The 13,308-nt window shown below is 74.2% G+C and carries 16 protein-coding genes; 9 read left to right on the top strand and 7 right to left on the bottom strand.

The features are described 5' to 3' along the window. Nucleotide 1 precedes the first annotated feature (1 nt). The 5 genes from pstA to AB3388_RS24770 all read right to left on the bottom strand — a co-directional run bounded on the left by pstA (nt 2) and on the right by AB3388_RS24770 (nt 5,145). Nucleotides 2–1,081, bottom strand: a complete 1,080-nt coding sequence (pstA, locus tag AB3388_RS24790; RefSeq protein ID WP_495407980.1) for a phosphate ABC transporter permease PstA — start codon at nt 1,079–1,081, stop codon at nt 2–4. A 4-nt stretch (nt 1,082–1,085) separates the two neighbouring features. Then, nucleotides 1,086–2,024 carry a phosphate ABC transporter permease subunit PstC gene (gene pstC / locus AB3388_RS24785; RefSeq protein WP_495407979.1) on the bottom strand — a complete coding sequence of 313 codons (939 nt, stop codon included), beginning with the start codon at nt 2,022–2,024 and terminating at the stop codon, nt 1,086–1,088. Nucleotides 2,025–2,139: 115 nt separating this feature from the next. Then, entirely contained in the window at nt 2,140–3,270 is a 1,131-nt protein-coding gene (gene pstS, locus AB3388_RS24780; protein WP_495407978.1) for a phosphate ABC transporter substrate-binding protein PstS, read from the bottom strand. Between the two features lie 188 nt (nt 3,271–3,458). Continuing rightward, complete coding sequence (gene mshD, locus AB3388_RS24775) at nt 3,459–4,397, bottom strand: mycothiol synthase (RefSeq protein ID WP_495411482.1); 939 nt, start codon at nt 4,395–4,397, stop codon at nt 3,459–3,461. 7 nt (nt 4,398–4,404) lie between these two features. Then, on the bottom strand, nt 4,405–5,145 hold the full coding sequence (locus AB3388_RS24770) for a winged helix-turn-helix domain-containing protein (RefSeq protein WP_495407977.1): 741 nt from the start codon (nt 5,143–5,145) through the stop codon (nt 4,405–4,407). Between the two features lie 99 nt (nt 5,146–5,244). Between AB3388_RS24770 and AB3388_RS24765 the strand changes: the two genes are divergently transcribed. The 9 genes from AB3388_RS24765 to AB3388_RS24725 all read left to right on the top strand — a co-directional run bounded on the left by AB3388_RS24765 (nt 5,245) and on the right by AB3388_RS24725 (nt 11,318). Further along, nucleotides 5,245–6,000: an alpha/beta hydrolase gene (locus AB3388_RS24765; protein WP_495407976.1), complete on the top strand. Its 756-nt coding sequence runs from the start codon at nt 5,245–5,247 to the stop codon at nt 5,998–6,000. After that, nucleotides 5,997–6,818, top strand: a complete 822-nt coding sequence (locus tag AB3388_RS24760; RefSeq protein ID WP_495407975.1) for a hypothetical protein — start codon at nt 5,997–5,999, stop codon at nt 6,816–6,818. Before AB3388_RS24765 ends, AB3388_RS24760 begins: the two co-directional genes overlap by 4 nt. Then, nucleotides 6,815–7,504, top strand: a complete 690-nt coding sequence (locus tag AB3388_RS24755; RefSeq protein WP_495407974.1) for an LmeA family phospholipid-binding protein — start codon at nt 6,815–6,817, stop codon at nt 7,502–7,504. Before AB3388_RS24760 ends, AB3388_RS24755 begins: the two co-directional genes overlap by 4 nt. A gap of 46 nt (nt 7,505–7,550) precedes the next feature. Further along, nucleotides 7,551–8,000, top strand: coding sequence for a thioredoxin family protein (locus AB3388_RS24750; protein WP_495407973.1), 450 nt, complete (start codon nt 7,551–7,553; stop codon nt 7,998–8,000). Nucleotides 8,001–8,149: 149 nt separating this feature from the next. Beyond that, a complete protein-coding gene (locus tag AB3388_RS24745; protein WP_495407972.1) occupies nt 8,150–8,605 on the top strand; it encodes a DUF4395 domain-containing protein in 456 nt (151 codons plus the stop codon). A 28-nt stretch (nt 8,606–8,633) separates the two neighbouring features. After that, nucleotides 8,634–9,461, top strand: a complete 828-nt coding sequence (locus tag AB3388_RS24740) for a sulfurtransferase (protein WP_495407971.1) — start codon at nt 8,634–8,636, stop codon at nt 9,459–9,461. Nucleotides 9,462–9,470: 9 nt separating this feature from the next. Continuing rightward, complete coding sequence (locus AB3388_RS24735) at nt 9,471–9,764, top strand: DUF1416 domain-containing protein (RefSeq protein ID WP_495407970.1); 294 nt, start codon at nt 9,471–9,473, stop codon at nt 9,762–9,764. 131 nt (nt 9,765–9,895) lie between these two features. After that, complete coding sequence (locus AB3388_RS24730) at nt 9,896–10,669, top strand: SDR family NAD(P)-dependent oxidoreductase (RefSeq protein ID WP_495407969.1); 774 nt, start codon at nt 9,896–9,898, stop codon at nt 10,667–10,669. Between the two features lie 43 nt (nt 10,670–10,712). Next, nucleotides 10,713–11,318 (top strand): NADPH-dependent F420 reductase, encoded by a 606-nt coding sequence (locus AB3388_RS24725; RefSeq protein ID WP_495407968.1) that lies wholly within the window; start codon nt 10,713–10,715, stop codon nt 11,316–11,318. 53 nt (nt 11,319–11,371) lie between these two features. On the opposite strand, the gene AB3388_RS24720 is transcribed toward AB3388_RS24725, so the two are convergent. Then, complete coding sequence (locus AB3388_RS24720) at nt 11,372–12,109, bottom strand: DUF4184 family protein (protein WP_495407967.1); 738 nt, start codon at nt 12,107–12,109, stop codon at nt 11,372–11,374. A gap of 405 nt (nt 12,110–12,514) precedes the next feature. Beyond that, nucleotides 12,515–13,204 (bottom strand): TetR/AcrR family transcriptional regulator, encoded by a 690-nt coding sequence (locus AB3388_RS24715; protein WP_495407966.1) that lies wholly within the window; start codon nt 13,202–13,204, stop codon nt 12,515–12,517. Between the last annotated feature and the right edge of the window lie 104 nt (nt 13,205–13,308).

The following is a 13,308-nucleotide window of genomic DNA, read 5'->3' as shown; positions in this document are numbered from 1 at the left end:
GTCAGCGACCGGTCTTGGGGGCGAAGAAGCGGCTGATCAGCCGGGCGACGAGGTTGAGCACCAGAACGATGACGATGAGCACGAACGCGGCCGTCCACGCCCGGTTGATCCCGTACTCCGGGGGGACGCCGGGCTGGGTGAGCTGGTAGTACGCGTACACCGGCAGGGTGGCCATGCGGCCGTCGAACGGGTTGACGTTCGTGGCGTTCGTGATGCCGACGGTGACCAGCAGCGGCGCGGTCTCGCCGATGACCCGGGCGATCGCCAGGGTCACGGCGGTGCCCAGACCGGCGAGGGCAGTCGGCAGCACCACCTTGACGATGGTCCGCCACTTCGGCACGCCGAGCGCGTAGGACGCCTCGCGCAGCTCGTTCGGCACGAGCTTGAGGACCTCCTCCGAGGAGCGGACGACGACCGGGATCATGAGCACCGACAGGGCGACCGCCCCGGCGAACCCCATCCGGACACCGGGGCCGAAGAAGATCACGAACAGCGCGTAGGCGAACAGGCCGGCGACGATCGACGGGATGCCGGTCATCACGTCGACGAGGAAGGTGATCCACCGCGCGAGCCGGCCCCGGCCGTACTCGACCAGGTAGATCGCGGTCAGCAGCCCGACCGGCACCGACATCACCGCGGTGATGGCGGTGATGATCAGGGTCCCCATGATGGCGTGGTACGCGCCACCGCCGGGGCCGACGACCCCGAGCATCGAGGAGCTGAAGAACTCGCCGTCGAGGCGGGCGATGCCCTTGCTGAGCACCGTCCAGATGAGGCTGACCAGCGGGACCATGGCGAGCAGGAACGCGCCGTAGACCAGGGAGGTGACGAACCGGTCGGTGGCCTTCCGCGCGCCCTCGCGGGCCCGGGAGGTGCCCACCACGACGACCGTGCCCAGCAGCGCGGCCAGCAGCACCACGAGGACGACGCCCAGGTCCATGGCGAGGCCGAGCAGCACGGCGACGACGGTCGCGGTGGCGAAGACGGAGGGGGTGAACCACCGGGGCAGCGGCGTCCGCCCGCTGCGGACGGAGGCCCGCGGTGTGGCGGAGGTTTCCGGGGTTCGGGTCGGGGTGCTCATCGGTTCACTCCGAGAACTCGGCCCGGCGGTTGACGACCGCCCGGGCGAAGAAGTTGACCGCGAAGGTGATCACGAACAGCGCCAGGCCGCTGGCGATGAGGGCGTTGACGGCCAGGCCCGTGGAGTCGGGGAAGTTCAGGGCGACGTTCGCGGCGATCGTCGACGGGTTGGTGCTGCTGATCAGGTTGAACGTGACGACGCCCGGCGACACGGAGAGCACGATGGCGACCGCCAGCGTCTCGCCCAGGGCGCGGCCAAGGCCCAGCATGGCGCCGCCGATGGCACCCGACCGGCCGTACGGCAGCACCGCCACGCGGATCATCTCCCAGCGTGTCGCCCCGAGGGCGAGCGCTGCCTCGCGGTGCAGGGCCGGTGCCTGGCTGAACACCTCGCGGGAGATCGCGCTGGCGATCGGCAGGATCATGACGGCCAGCACGAGACCGGCGGTGAACATCGTCCGGCCGGTGGGGGAGGCCGGCCCCGCGAACAGCGGGAACCAGCCCGCGTGCACCTCGAGCCAGTCGTAGAACGGGACGAGCCGGGGAGCGAGCCAGGAGATGCCCCAGAAGCCGAACACGATGCTCGGGATCGCGGCCAGCAGGTCGACGATGTAGCCGAGGACCGCAGCGACGCGGCGGGGCGCGTAGTAGGTCAGGAAGAGCGCGATGCCGATCGCGAGGGGGGTGGCCACCAGCAGTGCGATGACCGCCGCGAGCAGGGTGCCGAAGAGCAGCGGCCAGATGTAGGCGACGATGCTCTGCTCACGGGGCAGGTCGGCGGCGTTCGCGGTGATCGCGGGCACCGACTGGGCGACGAGGAAGGTCGCGACCCCGGCGAGGACGACGAGGATGAGGATGCCGGCGCCCGTGGCGCTGCCGGCGAAGAGTCGGTCGCCCAGCCGGCGGACGGGCCGGCGTGCGGGGGCTTGCTCTGTGGTCGTCACTCCTGCTCCGCGGGTTCGGAACGGCTCGGTCGGAAGGGGGTGCCGCCCGGTCCCGGGCGGCCGGACGGCCCGGGGCGTCCGCAGACGCCCCGGGCCGGCCGGAGGTGGAGCAGGGTCACTTCGCGGAGATCGCGTCGACCGCCTTCTGGGCCTGCTCGCGCAGGGCGTCGGAGATCGGCGACGAGCCGGCCTGGTCGGCCGCGGCCTTCTGGCCGGCCTCGCTGATCACGTAGCCCTCGAAGGCCTGGACCAGGCCGGCCTGCGTCTGGTCGTCGTACTGGACGCAGCCGATGTGGTAGCTGACCAGCACGACCGGGTACTCGTCCGGGTTCGTGGTCGTCCGGTTGATGTCGTAGGCGAAGTCGAACTCGCCCCGGCCGGAGACGAGCTCCGAGCCCTCGACGACCTTGGCGGCCGCCTCGGAGGACGGAGCCACGAACGAGTCGCCGACCTTGATGTTGGCGATGCCGAGGTCACCGGCCTGGCTCTCGTCGGCGTAGCCGATCGCGCCCTCGCCGGCCTGGATGGCGCTGATCACGCCGGAGGTGCCGTTGGCGGCCTCCCCGCCCTGGGTCGGCCACTCGTCGACCGAACCGGCGGTCCAGGAGTCGGCCGCGGCCTTCGACAGGTAGTCGGTGAAGTTCTTCGTGGTGCCCGACTTGTCACCGCGGTGGACCGGGGTGATGGTCGTGGCCGGCAGCTGCGCGTCGGGGTTCTCGGCGGCGATCGCCGGGTCGTTCCACGTGGTGATCGCGCCGGAGAAGATCTTCGCGGTGGTGTCCGCCGACAGGTTCAGGTCGTCGACGCCCGGGAGGTTGTAGACGACGGCGATAGCGGAGATGTAGGCCGGGATCTCGAAGACGCCCTGGTCGCCGCAGCGGTCCGCGGCCTGGGTGAGCTCGTCGTCGCTGAGCGCGGCGTCGGAGCCGGCGAAGTCCACGCCACCCGACAGGAACTGCTCACGGCCACCGCCGGAGCCGACCGGGTCGTAGTTGACGGTGACGTCGGGCTGCTCGGCGTTGAAACCGGCGGTCCACCCCTGCATCGCCGCCTGCTGGGCGCTGGAGCCTGCTCCGTTGAGGGTGCCGCTCAGCTGCTCGGCGCTGCCGCTGGCCTCGCTGCCGCCGCCGCTGCCGCTCTCGTTGGAGGCGCCGCACGCGGTGAGCGCGAGGGAGCCGGCGAGCGCCACCGCCAGGGGCAGGGCACGCGTCTTGGTGCTGAGCTTCAACTGGATGCCTCTCGACATGGCCCGGACGTCGGAGCCGGGCGCACTGGACCAACGGAGGCGAAGTTAGGGAGCGGAGGTGGCCTGCTTCGGGTCGCTCGGTGAACGGCGAATGAACGGCCGTCGAGCCTTGTCCGACGGGGTGAGAAAGAGATCACAACCGTCCGGTGAACGAGCGCGTGTCCGCTACCGCGGATAACGAAACGGTCTCAGGTCGCTTCCGGTCGGCGCCACAGGACGTCGACGGAGAACCGCCGGAAGCCGGTGTGCTCATACAGCGCCACGGCGGCGGTGTTGTCCTCCTCGGTGTAGAGGAGCACCTCGCCGAGGCCGCGGCCGCGCAGGTGCGCGAGGCCCAGGTCGGTGAGCGCGCGGCCCAGCCGCATCCCCTGCGCGTCCGGGTCGATGCCGAGCACGTAGATCTCGCCGACGGCCTCGGGCGCGGCGTCGCCGGGTGGGTGCACCTTCGTCCAGTGCGAGCCGAGCAGGACGCCGCCGTCGTCGGGATCCCCCCGCCAGGCCATCAGGAACCCGGCCGGGTCGAACCAGGGCTCGTCCTCGCGCAGCTGCAGGTCCGCGGGTGTCCAGCGGCCCTGCTCGGGGTGGTGCGCGAAGGCCCGCGCGTTCACGCCCAGCCAGGCCGACTCGTCGCGGCCGGGGCGGAACGGCAGTACCCGCACGTCCTCGGGCAGCCCGGGGCGGGGATCGGGGTCGACGCCGGCGAGGTCCCGGCGCATCTGCAGCAGCACGCGGGCGCGCCCGTAGCCGCGCCGGCCGGCCAGCGCGCTCGCCCCGGGCAGGTCGCCGTGCGCCCACACCGCGAGCGGGCGCTCCCCGGCCCGCTCCTCCAGACGGTCGAGCAGCGCCGCGCCGACCCCGTGCCGCCGGGCGGCCGGCGCGACGACGACCTCGGCCACGGCCTCGGGATCGGTCTCGAGCCGCGCGTAACCGAGCAGCGCGCCGTCCGGCCCCTCGGCGAGGACGTCACGCCCACCGGGCGGGCCGCCGTGCTGCAGCCGCAGCTCGGTCTCCTCGGAGACCGGCCGGACGCCGTCCGCCTCGTGCGCCGCGGACAGCAGCGCGAGGACGGCGGCGACGTCGTCCGGGGCGAGCCGGTCGACGTCGCGGAGAGAGGCTGCGGCGGTCAGGGCCGGCTCAGACCAGGGGTGCGGGGGAGTTCTCGGCCTCGGCCTTCGCCGCGGCCGCGGCGGCGTCGGCCACCTGCTGGTCGAGCTTGTAGCCGACGTTGCGCACGGTGCCGATCAGCGCCTCGTGCTCGGTGCCGAGCTTGGCGCGCAGCCGGCGGACGTGGACGTCGACGGTGCGGGTGCCACCGAAGTAGTCGTAGCCCCAGATCTCCTGCAGCAGCTGCGCGCGGGAGAAGACGCGGCCCGGGTGCTGCGCCAGGTACTTCAGGAGCTCGAACTCCTTGTAGGTCAGGTCGAGCGGTCGGCCGCGGAGCTTGGCGGAGTAGCTGTGCTCGTCGATGACCAGCTCGCCGGCCTTGGTGACGCCGCCGTCGGCCCCGTCGACCGGCGTCGCGGCGGCCAGCCGCCGGGCGGTGGCCCACTTCAGCCGGGCGTCGACCTCGGCCGGGCCGGCGGTGTCGAGCAGGACGTCGTCGATGCCCCAGTCGGCCGACAGCGCCACCAGCCCGCCCTCGGAGAGGACGGCGACCAGCGCGGAGGCCACGCCGGTGGAGGAGAGCAGGCTGCACAGGGTGCGGGCCTGGATGAGGTCGTGGCGGGCGTCGACGAGCACGACGTCGCCGGAGTCGCCGTCGAGCAGGCTGGACAGCTCGGGGGCCACCACGCGCACCTGGTGGGCCAGCAGCCCCAGGGCGGGCAGGACCTCCGTCGTGGCCTGGCGCGCCGCGGTCATGAGCACGAGTCGCATGCAGTCTCCTCAGGGGGGAGGCCCCGACGGCGCTGTCGAGCGTGAGCACGCAGGATAGCTGACGTGCTGTTAGCGCGCCCATCACTCACCGGCAGCAGGATGGTGCGCGTCCGCACCGAGGACGGCGTGACGTTGTCCGGGATCGCGGTCCCGGCCGTCGCGCCGGCCCGCCCCGGGACGCGTCCGCTGACGTTCGTGGTGGCGCACGGCTTCACCAACTCGGTGGCCCGCGCGCCGTTCCTGCGGCTGGCCGGCTGGCTGCGCCGCTTCGGCGAGGTGCGGGCGCTGGACTTCCGCGGGCACGGCCGTTCCGGCGGCGCGTCCGGGGCCGGCGGCGACCCGGAGCTGGCCGACGTCGACGCCGCCGTGGCCGCGGCCCGCGCCGACGGCGCCGACGCGGTGGTCACCCTGGGGCTGTCCATGGGCGGCGGCGCGGCGCTGCGCCAGGCGGCGCTCGGCCGGCACCGGCCCGACGCCGTCGTGAGCGTCAGCGCGGTGAGCCGCTGGTACGTGCGGGACACCCGGCCGATGCGCCGCGTGCACTGGCTGCTCGAGACGACCGCCGGGCGCTCGCTCGTCTCGCGGCTGGTGCGGCTGCGGCTCGACGAGCCGTGGCTGACGCCCCCGCCCGCGCCGCTGCAGGTGGTCAGCCGGATCGCGCCCACCCCGCTGCTGCTCGTGCACGGCGACCGCGACGAGTACTTCCCGCTCGAGCACTTCCGCACGCTGGCCCAGGCGGCGGGGCCGACGGCGACGGCCTGGGTGGTCCCCGGCTTCGGGCACGCGGAGAGCGGCGCGACCGCTCCGCTCGTCGAGCGGATCGGGCGATGGGCGTCTGCGACGATCAACCCATGACCTACTCGGAGGTGGAGGCGGAGGTCTCCCCCCGCGCGCACCACCTCCCCGCCGCCGCGTTCGCCCTCGTCGCCGTCGCGCTGCTGATCGCCGCCCCGGAGCTGGCCGGCGACACCGGGCTGCTGGGGGCGGTCGCGCTCCTGCAGCTGGCCCTCGTGGCTGCCTGGGTGGCGGCCACGGGCACCGGCGGCGCCGTCGGGACGGCGGTCGTCGGCGTCCTCGCCGCGGCCGGCGCCGACGCCGCGCTCGTGCTCCCCGACCGGCCGGAGCTGGGCGGGCTGCTCGTGGTGCTGGGGCCGGCGTTCCTGGTCGTCGTCCTCGCCCAGATGTTCCGCCGGCGCCGGGAGGACATGGTCGCCGGGCTCTCCGGCGGGGTGCTGCTGGTCTGCGCCGTCTCGTCGCTGGCCGTGCTGCTGCTCGTCGGCCGCTCCGCGTCGGGGTTGGCCACCTCGGCGCTGCTCGCGGTGGGCGCCGCGCTCGTCGTCGGGCACCTGGTCGACCTCGTCCTGCCCCGGCCGCAGCTGGCCCCGGGGGTCCCGCGCGGCCTGATCGGCCTGGTCCTCGCCGTCGCGGCGGGCGCGGCGGTCGGGTTCGCCCGCCGCGGCAACGGCGACCTGGCCGACAGCGTCTCCGCGGTCACCTTCGGCGCGGTGCTGGGTGCGGTCGCCGCCCTCGTCGCGGTGGCGGCCAGCTACGTCGCCGCCGAGACCGATCCGGAAGGTGGCCACGGGCGCGCCGCGGCGCTGTGGGTGCTCCAGGCCGTGCTGCCGATCGCCGCCTGCGCGCCGGTCGCCCTGGGCCTGCAGACGGCGCTGTGAAGGCCCTGCTCATCGCGCTCGTCGTCCTGCTGGGGCTGGCGGTCGCGGCCGACCGGATCGCGGTCGGCATCGCCGAGGACCGGGTGGGCGAGCAACTCGCGGCGAAGGGGGGCCTGGAGGGGACGCCGTCGGTGGACATCAACGGCTTCCCCTTCCTCACCCAGGCGATCGCCGGCGACTACGAGGACGTCCGGATCGCCCTGACCGCGGCCGACCTCGGCCAGCCGGAGGGCACCCGTGCCGACGTCGCCCTGCACGGGGTGCACGTGCCGCTGTCCGACGTGCTGTCCGGATCGGTGCGCGAGGTGCCGGTCGACCGCGTCGACGGCACCGCGACGCTGTCCTACGCGCTGCTGTCCGCGCAGCTCGGCGGGGACACCACGCTGCGCCGGGAGGGCGACGGCCTGCGGATCACCCGGACGGTCGAGATCGCCGGGTTCACCCTGCCGCTCACCGCGGCCGGGACGGTCACCCTGGACGGCGACGACCTGGTCGTGGACGTCGAGGAGGCCTCCGGCGCCGGGGTCGACGTCCCCGCCTTCCTGGTCGGCCGGGTCAGCGACCTGCTCGACATCCGCTACACGATCCCGGCGCTGCCGTTCGGCCTGCAGCTCACCAGCGTGCGCCCGGCCGACGACGGCGTCGTCGTCACCGTCCAGGCGCGGGACACGGTGCTGCGCGGCTGATCGCGGTTCGGGAATGCGGCCGGCGCCGGGCCGGTTGCGTGCGGGGATGAGTCCGATCGGAGCAGTCGTGCTGGCCGCCGCCCTGGTGCTGACGGCGGCCGCCGCCTGGTGGCTGCGCGCACGCAACGGCGCCGTCCGGACGCCGGCGGGCGGAGGGGACGACGTGGCGGGCGGTCCGCAGGCGGTGCTCGCGCGGCTCGGCGTCCGCCCGGAGGACGCCGACCTCACCGTCGTCCAGTTCTCGACCGCCTTCTGCGCGCCGTGCCGGGCGACCCGGGCGCGGCTGGCGCACCTGCAGGCGACCCGCCCGGGGCTGGCCTACGTCGACATCGACGCCGAGCAGGAGCTCGACGTGGTCCGCGAGCTCGACGTCCGGCGGACGCCGACCCTGTTCTACCTGCGCCGCGACGGGAGCCTGATCGGCCGCAGCAGCGGGGCCCCGCGGCCGGACGAGCTGACCGCTCTGATCGACGCGCATGTCGGGAGTTCCGTGTGATCGGTTACTCTCGCCCCGTGGGCACCCTGCTGACCTCGCGCCGCACAGTGGACCTGTGCCGCGTCGGCAGCTGCCTCTGTCCGACCTGCTGAGGTCGGTTGCCGACCGTCCCGACGTGCCCTGTCCGCCGTCCGAAGGTCTCCTCTGTCATGACTGCACCGTCGCGCGAGGTCGACGTGCGTGGTCCGCGCTTCGCCGCGTGGGTCACCGCCGCTGTCCTCGCCGTCGCCCTGCTCACCGCCACCGGCTGGCTGGTCGCCGTCCAGGCGGTCGTCTTCGCGGTGGGCGCCTTCGCCGGCCTGCGGTACGCGCCCTACGGGCTGCTCTTCCGGGTCCTGGTCGCGCCGCGGCTGGGTCCGGTCCGCGAGCGGGAGCCCGAGGCGCCGCCGCGGTTCGCGCAGCTCGTCGGCTTCGTCTTCGCGACGGTCGGCGCGCTCGGCTACCTGCTCTCCGCGCCGCTGGTCGGCGCCATCGCCACCGGCCTGGCGCTGGTGGCGGCCCTGCTCAACGCGGCCACCGGCTTCTGCCTCGGCTGCGAGATGTACCTGCTCATCCGGCGGGCTGTGGGTGGACGACGCGTGTCCCCCCGTACGACCGCCGCCTGACCCGCCCTCCACCAGGAAGGAACCACCCATGAGCCGCAATGACGTGCTCGTCACCGCCGACTGGGCCCAGGAGAACCTGAACAGTCCCGGCATCGTCTTCGTCGAGGTCGACGAGGACACCAGCGCCTACGACGGCGGCCACCTCGAGGGTGCGGTGAAGCTGGACTGGAGGAACGACCTCCAGGACCCGCTGCGGCGCGACTTCGTCGACAAGGCCGGCTTCGAGAAGCTGCTCTCGGAGCGGGGCATCGGCAACGACGACACCGTGGTCCTGTACGGCGGCAACAACAACTGGTTCGCCGCCTACGCCTACTGGTACTTCAAGCTGTACGGCCACCGCGAGGTCAAGCTGGTCGACGGCGGCCGCAAGAAGTGGGAGCTCGACGGCCGCCCCCTGTCCAAGGACGCCGTGGAGCGCCCGACGACCCAGTACACGGCCAGTGACCCCGACCTCTCGATCCGCGCCTTCCGCGACGAGGTCGTCGCCGCGATCGGCAACAAGAACCTCGTCGACGTCCGCTCGCCCGACGAGTTCTCCGGCAAGATCCTCGCCCCGGCCCACCTGCCGCAGGAGATGGCGCAGAAGGCCGGTCACGTCCCCACGGCGATCAACATCCCGTGGAGCAAGGCGGCCAACGAGGACGGCACCTTCAAGAGCGACGAGGAGCTCGCCGCCCTCTACGACGAGCAGGGCTACGACGACAGCAAGGCCACCATCGCCTACTGCCGGATCGGCGAGCGGTCGAGCCACACCTGGTTCGTGCTGCACGAGCTGCTCGGCAAGCCCGATGTCAAGAACTACGACGGCAGCTGGGTCGAGTACGGCTCGCTCGTCGGCGTCCCGATCGAGAAGTGAGCTGAGATCATGTGCGGAGCTCCCAAGCAGGGCGGCAGCCTGGCCGGCATCGACCTGGACACCCAGACGGTGATCCAGGGCTCGGTGTGGCACGAGGGCGCGCCGGTGGCCGGCGCCTACGTCCGGCTCCTCGACGCGACCGACGAGTTCACCGCGGAGGTGGTGACCAGTCCGGAGGGTGAGTTCCGGTTCTTCGCCGCCCCCGGTCAGTGGAAGGTCCGCTCGCTGGCGCCGGTCGGCAGGGGCGAGCGCGTCCTCTCCGCCGACGTCGGCCTCAACGAGACGACCGTCGCGCTCGACTAGAAGGACCCCCCTGCCCCGCCGCTCGCAGGCTCGCGGCGGGACCCTGCAGCGGGGCCGGTCCATCGCGTCACGTGCGCCCGCCCCGGCTCCGGCCGGGGCGGGCGCTGCGCGTTTCGGGGCAGGATCGGCCCATGACCGGCTCGTACGTGGTGACCGGCGGCGGCCGCGGGGTGGGGCGGGCGATCGTCGAGCGACTGGTGGCCGACGGCGGCACGGTGGTCGTCCTCGAGCGCGATCCCACCGCGGTCGCCTGGCTGGCGGCGCACCCGGAGGGGCGGCGACTGGTCCCGGTCAGCGGCGACGCCGCCGACGAGGCGGTCACCGAGGAGGCCGCCGACCGGGCCGCGGCGGCCGGGCCGCTGCGCGGCTGGGTGAACAACGCCGCCGTCTTCCGGGACGCCGGCGTCGACGTCACCCCGCCGGCCGAGGTGCTGGCCCTGATCGCGGCGAACCTGGCGCCGGTGGTCACCGGCTGCACGACCGCCGTCCGGCGGTTCCTGGCCGCGGGAGGCGGCGGGGCGATCGTCAACGTCTCCAGCCACCAGGCCCAGCGGCCGGTCCGCGGCGCGCTGCCGTACGCGACGGCGAAGGCGGCCGTCGAGGGGCTCACCCGGGCGCTGGCCGTCGACCACGGCCCGGACGGGATCCGGGTCAACGCCGTGGCGCTGGGCTCGGTCGACACCGAGCGCTACCAGGAGCTGCTGCGCGCGCAGGGGCCCGAGGCCGCGGCCCGCACCTCGGAGCAGATGGCCGTCCTGCACCCGCTCGGCCGGGTCGCCACCCCCGACGAGGTGGCCGCCACCGTCGCCTTCCTGCTCTCGGACGCCGCCGCCTTCGTCACCGGCGCCGTGCTCCCCGTGGACGGCGGCCGCGCCGCGCGCGGACCGGATCCCGAGGAGGCCTGAGCGCCTTGTCCTGGCCCCCCGGCCGGGACGACGATGACCCGCCGTGGACATCGGCATCCTGGGCAGCGGGGTCGTCGGCCGGGCGCTGGCCACCGGATACGCCCGGCACGGGCACCGGGTGCGGATCGGCACCCGGCAGGCGGAGGTCGAGGGCGTGCCCACCGCGTCGCCGGCCGAGGTCGCGCGCGTCGCGGAGCTCGTCGTCCTGGCGGTGCAGGGCCAGGTCGCCGTCGAGCTGGCGCGCTCGGTGGCCGACGAGCTCGAGGGCAAGGTGCTGGTCGACGCGACCAACCCGCTGGACATGTCCTCCGGGGGCCCGGCCCTGTTCGTCGGGACGACGGACTCCCTGGGCGAGCAGGTGCAGCGCGCGGTGCCGGGGGCGCGGGTGGTCAAGGCGTACAACACGGTCGGCAACGCGCTGATGGTCGATCCGGAGCTGCCCGGCGGCCCGCCCACGATGTTCATCGCCGGGGACGACGCCGACGCCAAGGCCACGGTGAGCGGGCTGCTGGAGGAGACCGGCTGGGACGTCGCCGACCTCGGCGGGATCGAGGCCAGCCGCTGGCTCGAGGCGATGTGCATGGCCTGGGTCACCTACGGTGCGCGGACCGGCTCCTGGACGCACGCCTTCCGGCTGCTCCGGAGCTGAGTGTGCGCGTCCTGACTCAGCGCCGGACGTGAGGGAGGACGCGCTGCGGTGAGCTAGGACGACCGGCGCGGTCGGCGGGCGTGGTGCCAGCCGAGGGCCAGCACCACGCCGGCGACGAGGACGGCGCCACCGGCCCACCGCGCGCCGGGGAAGACGGCGTCGTCGAGGCTGGCCGCCCTCGCCGCGGCCGCCGCGCCGAACGCGGCCCCGACGGCGAGCAGCCCCGGCCAGACCCAGCGGATGACCGGCCGCGGCTCGACGTCCACCGGCGGGGTGCGCCGCCACCACCGGACGAACCAGACCAGCAGGACGACGCCGCCGATCAGGCTGCTGGCGTACTGGATCCACCGGTAGCCGGGCATGGGACCCCAGGTCGCGGCCAGCGCCGGCAGGTGCTCGGTGCCCCAGCGGCGGGGGTGCGTGAACTCGTCCCAGAGCACGTGCGTGGCCGCGCCGAGCACGAGCGCGCCGGCGAGCAGCACGGCCCGGCGCACCGAGGCGGCCCCGGTGAGGCCGAGACGGACCCGATCATCGAGCCGCGCCCGCAGCGGCGCCGGGGCCGTGGCCAGCGCCGGCGCGGCCAGCAGCCCGTGCCACAGCACCCAGGCCAGCCCGCCCAGCAGCAGGTCGGTCGTGACGACGGCGAGCGCGGTGTGCGTCGCGTACCACTGGGGCAGCGGCAGGTAGTACGGGAGATCCGGCGCCATGCTGCCGATGACCAGCGCCGACGCGGGCAGCGGCGTGCGCAGGAACGGCAGCACGGCCGCCGGGTGGCTACCGGTGAACGGCACGGCGTCCCCTCACGACGTCGCGGCGAGCCACCGGCGCAGCTGCTCCTGCTGGCAGGTCAGCGTGCGCCGGTTGCCGCCCAGCCCCGGAGGCGAACCGCCCCGCGGCTGGGCGCACGTCCTCGACCTCCGAACGCGCGAACGTCCTCGTCCGCAGCTGATTGCGCACGAGGAGCCGGTCGTCAGGCGTGCTGAGCACTGCCCATCCCGGAGGTGCGCACGGCGATCGCCACCCACGCGATGAGGAACGCGCCCACAGCAGGATCGCCCGCAGGTCGCCCGTCCGGAGCGCATCGAGCAGCAACGGCCGGAGGAAGAGGACGATGCCGAACCCGGCGACCAACCAGGGGAGAACCCGCGCGATCATGGGCGGACGGATCTCCACCCGTGGCCGCTCAGCCGGTGGGGTCACCCGCGGCCGAGGCCGACGAGGCCGGCGAGCTCGTCCATCGCGCGGTCGAAGTAGCGATCGGCGTCCTCCACCGATCCGACGAAATGGCCGAACAGCTCGAAGCTGATCGTCCCGTAGATCGAGCTCCAGGCCAGCAGTGCCCGCACGCGGACGTCCTCGTCGATCGACGGATGTGCGCCGCCCAGGACCTCGACGGCGGCGTCGCTGATCAGCAGGGCGTCGCGGCCGCCCGAGGTCTTCGGCAGCAGGCCGGCTCGGGCGGCGTCCCCCAGGATCGTGCCGAGCAGGACGCCGACGCGCGCGGCCGCGGGCACGGTGTCCTGCGGCGCCCGGTAGCCGGGCACCGGCGAGCCGTAGAGCAGCGCGTACTCGTGCGGGTGTGCCTTCGCCCAGGTCCGGACCGCCCGGCACACGGCCAGCCAGCGCTCCCCGGGCGGCGCCGACGGGTCGTCGGCCTTCTCGGCCGCCGCCCCGAGCGCGTCGTAGCTGTCGATGATCAGCCGGGTCAGCAGGTCGTCGCGGCTGGGGAAGTACCGGTAGAGCGCGGACGACGCCATGCCCAGCTCGCGCGCCACCGCCCGCAGCGACAGCGCGGCGGCGCCCACCTCGGCGAGCTGCCGGCGGGCGGCGTCGGTGATCTCGGCGGTCAGCTCCGCGCGGACGCGTTCACGGGCGGTGGTCGGCATCGGTCCATGCTCGCCGACAAGAACAGTGAACGCAAGTGCGAGCACCGCTCTTGACAAGCCGGGGACGAGTCGCGAGCATTGGCCACATTCGAGAGCACCGCTCA

It is taken from the genome of Geodermatophilus sp. SMS 5-13 (genome assembly GCF_059428245.1).
Note: the sequence above shows the minus strand (reverse complement) of the source record. Positions and strands in the feature narration are given on the sequence as shown.

Bases quoted from the DNA above. Each gene is read 5' to 3' on its own strand.
- pstA (WP_495407980.1), bottom strand. From the start codon at position 1,081: ATGAGCACCCCGACCCGAACCCCGGAAACCTCCGCCACACCGCGGGCC.
- pstS (WP_495407978.1), bottom strand. From the start codon at position 3,270: ATGTCGAGAGGCATCCAGTTGAAGCTCAGCACCAAGACGCGTGCCCTG.
- AB3388_RS24770 (WP_495407977.1), bottom strand. From the start codon at position 5,145: ATGCGACTCGTGCTCATGACCGCGGCGCGCCAGGCCACGACGGAGGTC.
- AB3388_RS24765 (WP_495407976.1), top strand. From the start codon at position 5,245: ATGGTGCGCGTCCGCACCGAGGACGGCGTGACGTTGTCCGGGATCGCG.
- AB3388_RS24760 (WP_495407975.1), top strand. From the start codon at position 5,997: ATGACCTACTCGGAGGTGGAGGCGGAGGTCTCCCCCCGCGCGCACCAC.
- AB3388_RS24750 (WP_495407973.1), top strand. From the start codon at position 7,551: ATGAGTCCGATCGGAGCAGTCGTGCTGGCCGCCGCCCTGGTGCTGACG.
- AB3388_RS24745 (WP_495407972.1), top strand. From the start codon at position 8,150: ATGACTGCACCGTCGCGCGAGGTCGACGTGCGTGGTCCGCGCTTCGCC.
- AB3388_RS24740 (WP_495407971.1), top strand. From the start codon at position 8,634: ATGAGCCGCAATGACGTGCTCGTCACCGCCGACTGGGCCCAGGAGAAC.
- AB3388_RS24735 (WP_495407970.1), top strand. From the start codon at position 9,471: ATGTGCGGAGCTCCCAAGCAGGGCGGCAGCCTGGCCGGCATCGACCTG.
- AB3388_RS24730 (WP_495407969.1), top strand. From the start codon at position 9,896: ATGACCGGCTCGTACGTGGTGACCGGCGGCGGCCGCGGGGTGGGGCGG.
- AB3388_RS24715 (WP_495407966.1), bottom strand. From the start codon at position 13,204: ATGCCGACCACCGCCCGTGAACGCGTCCGCGCGGAGCTGACCGCCGAG.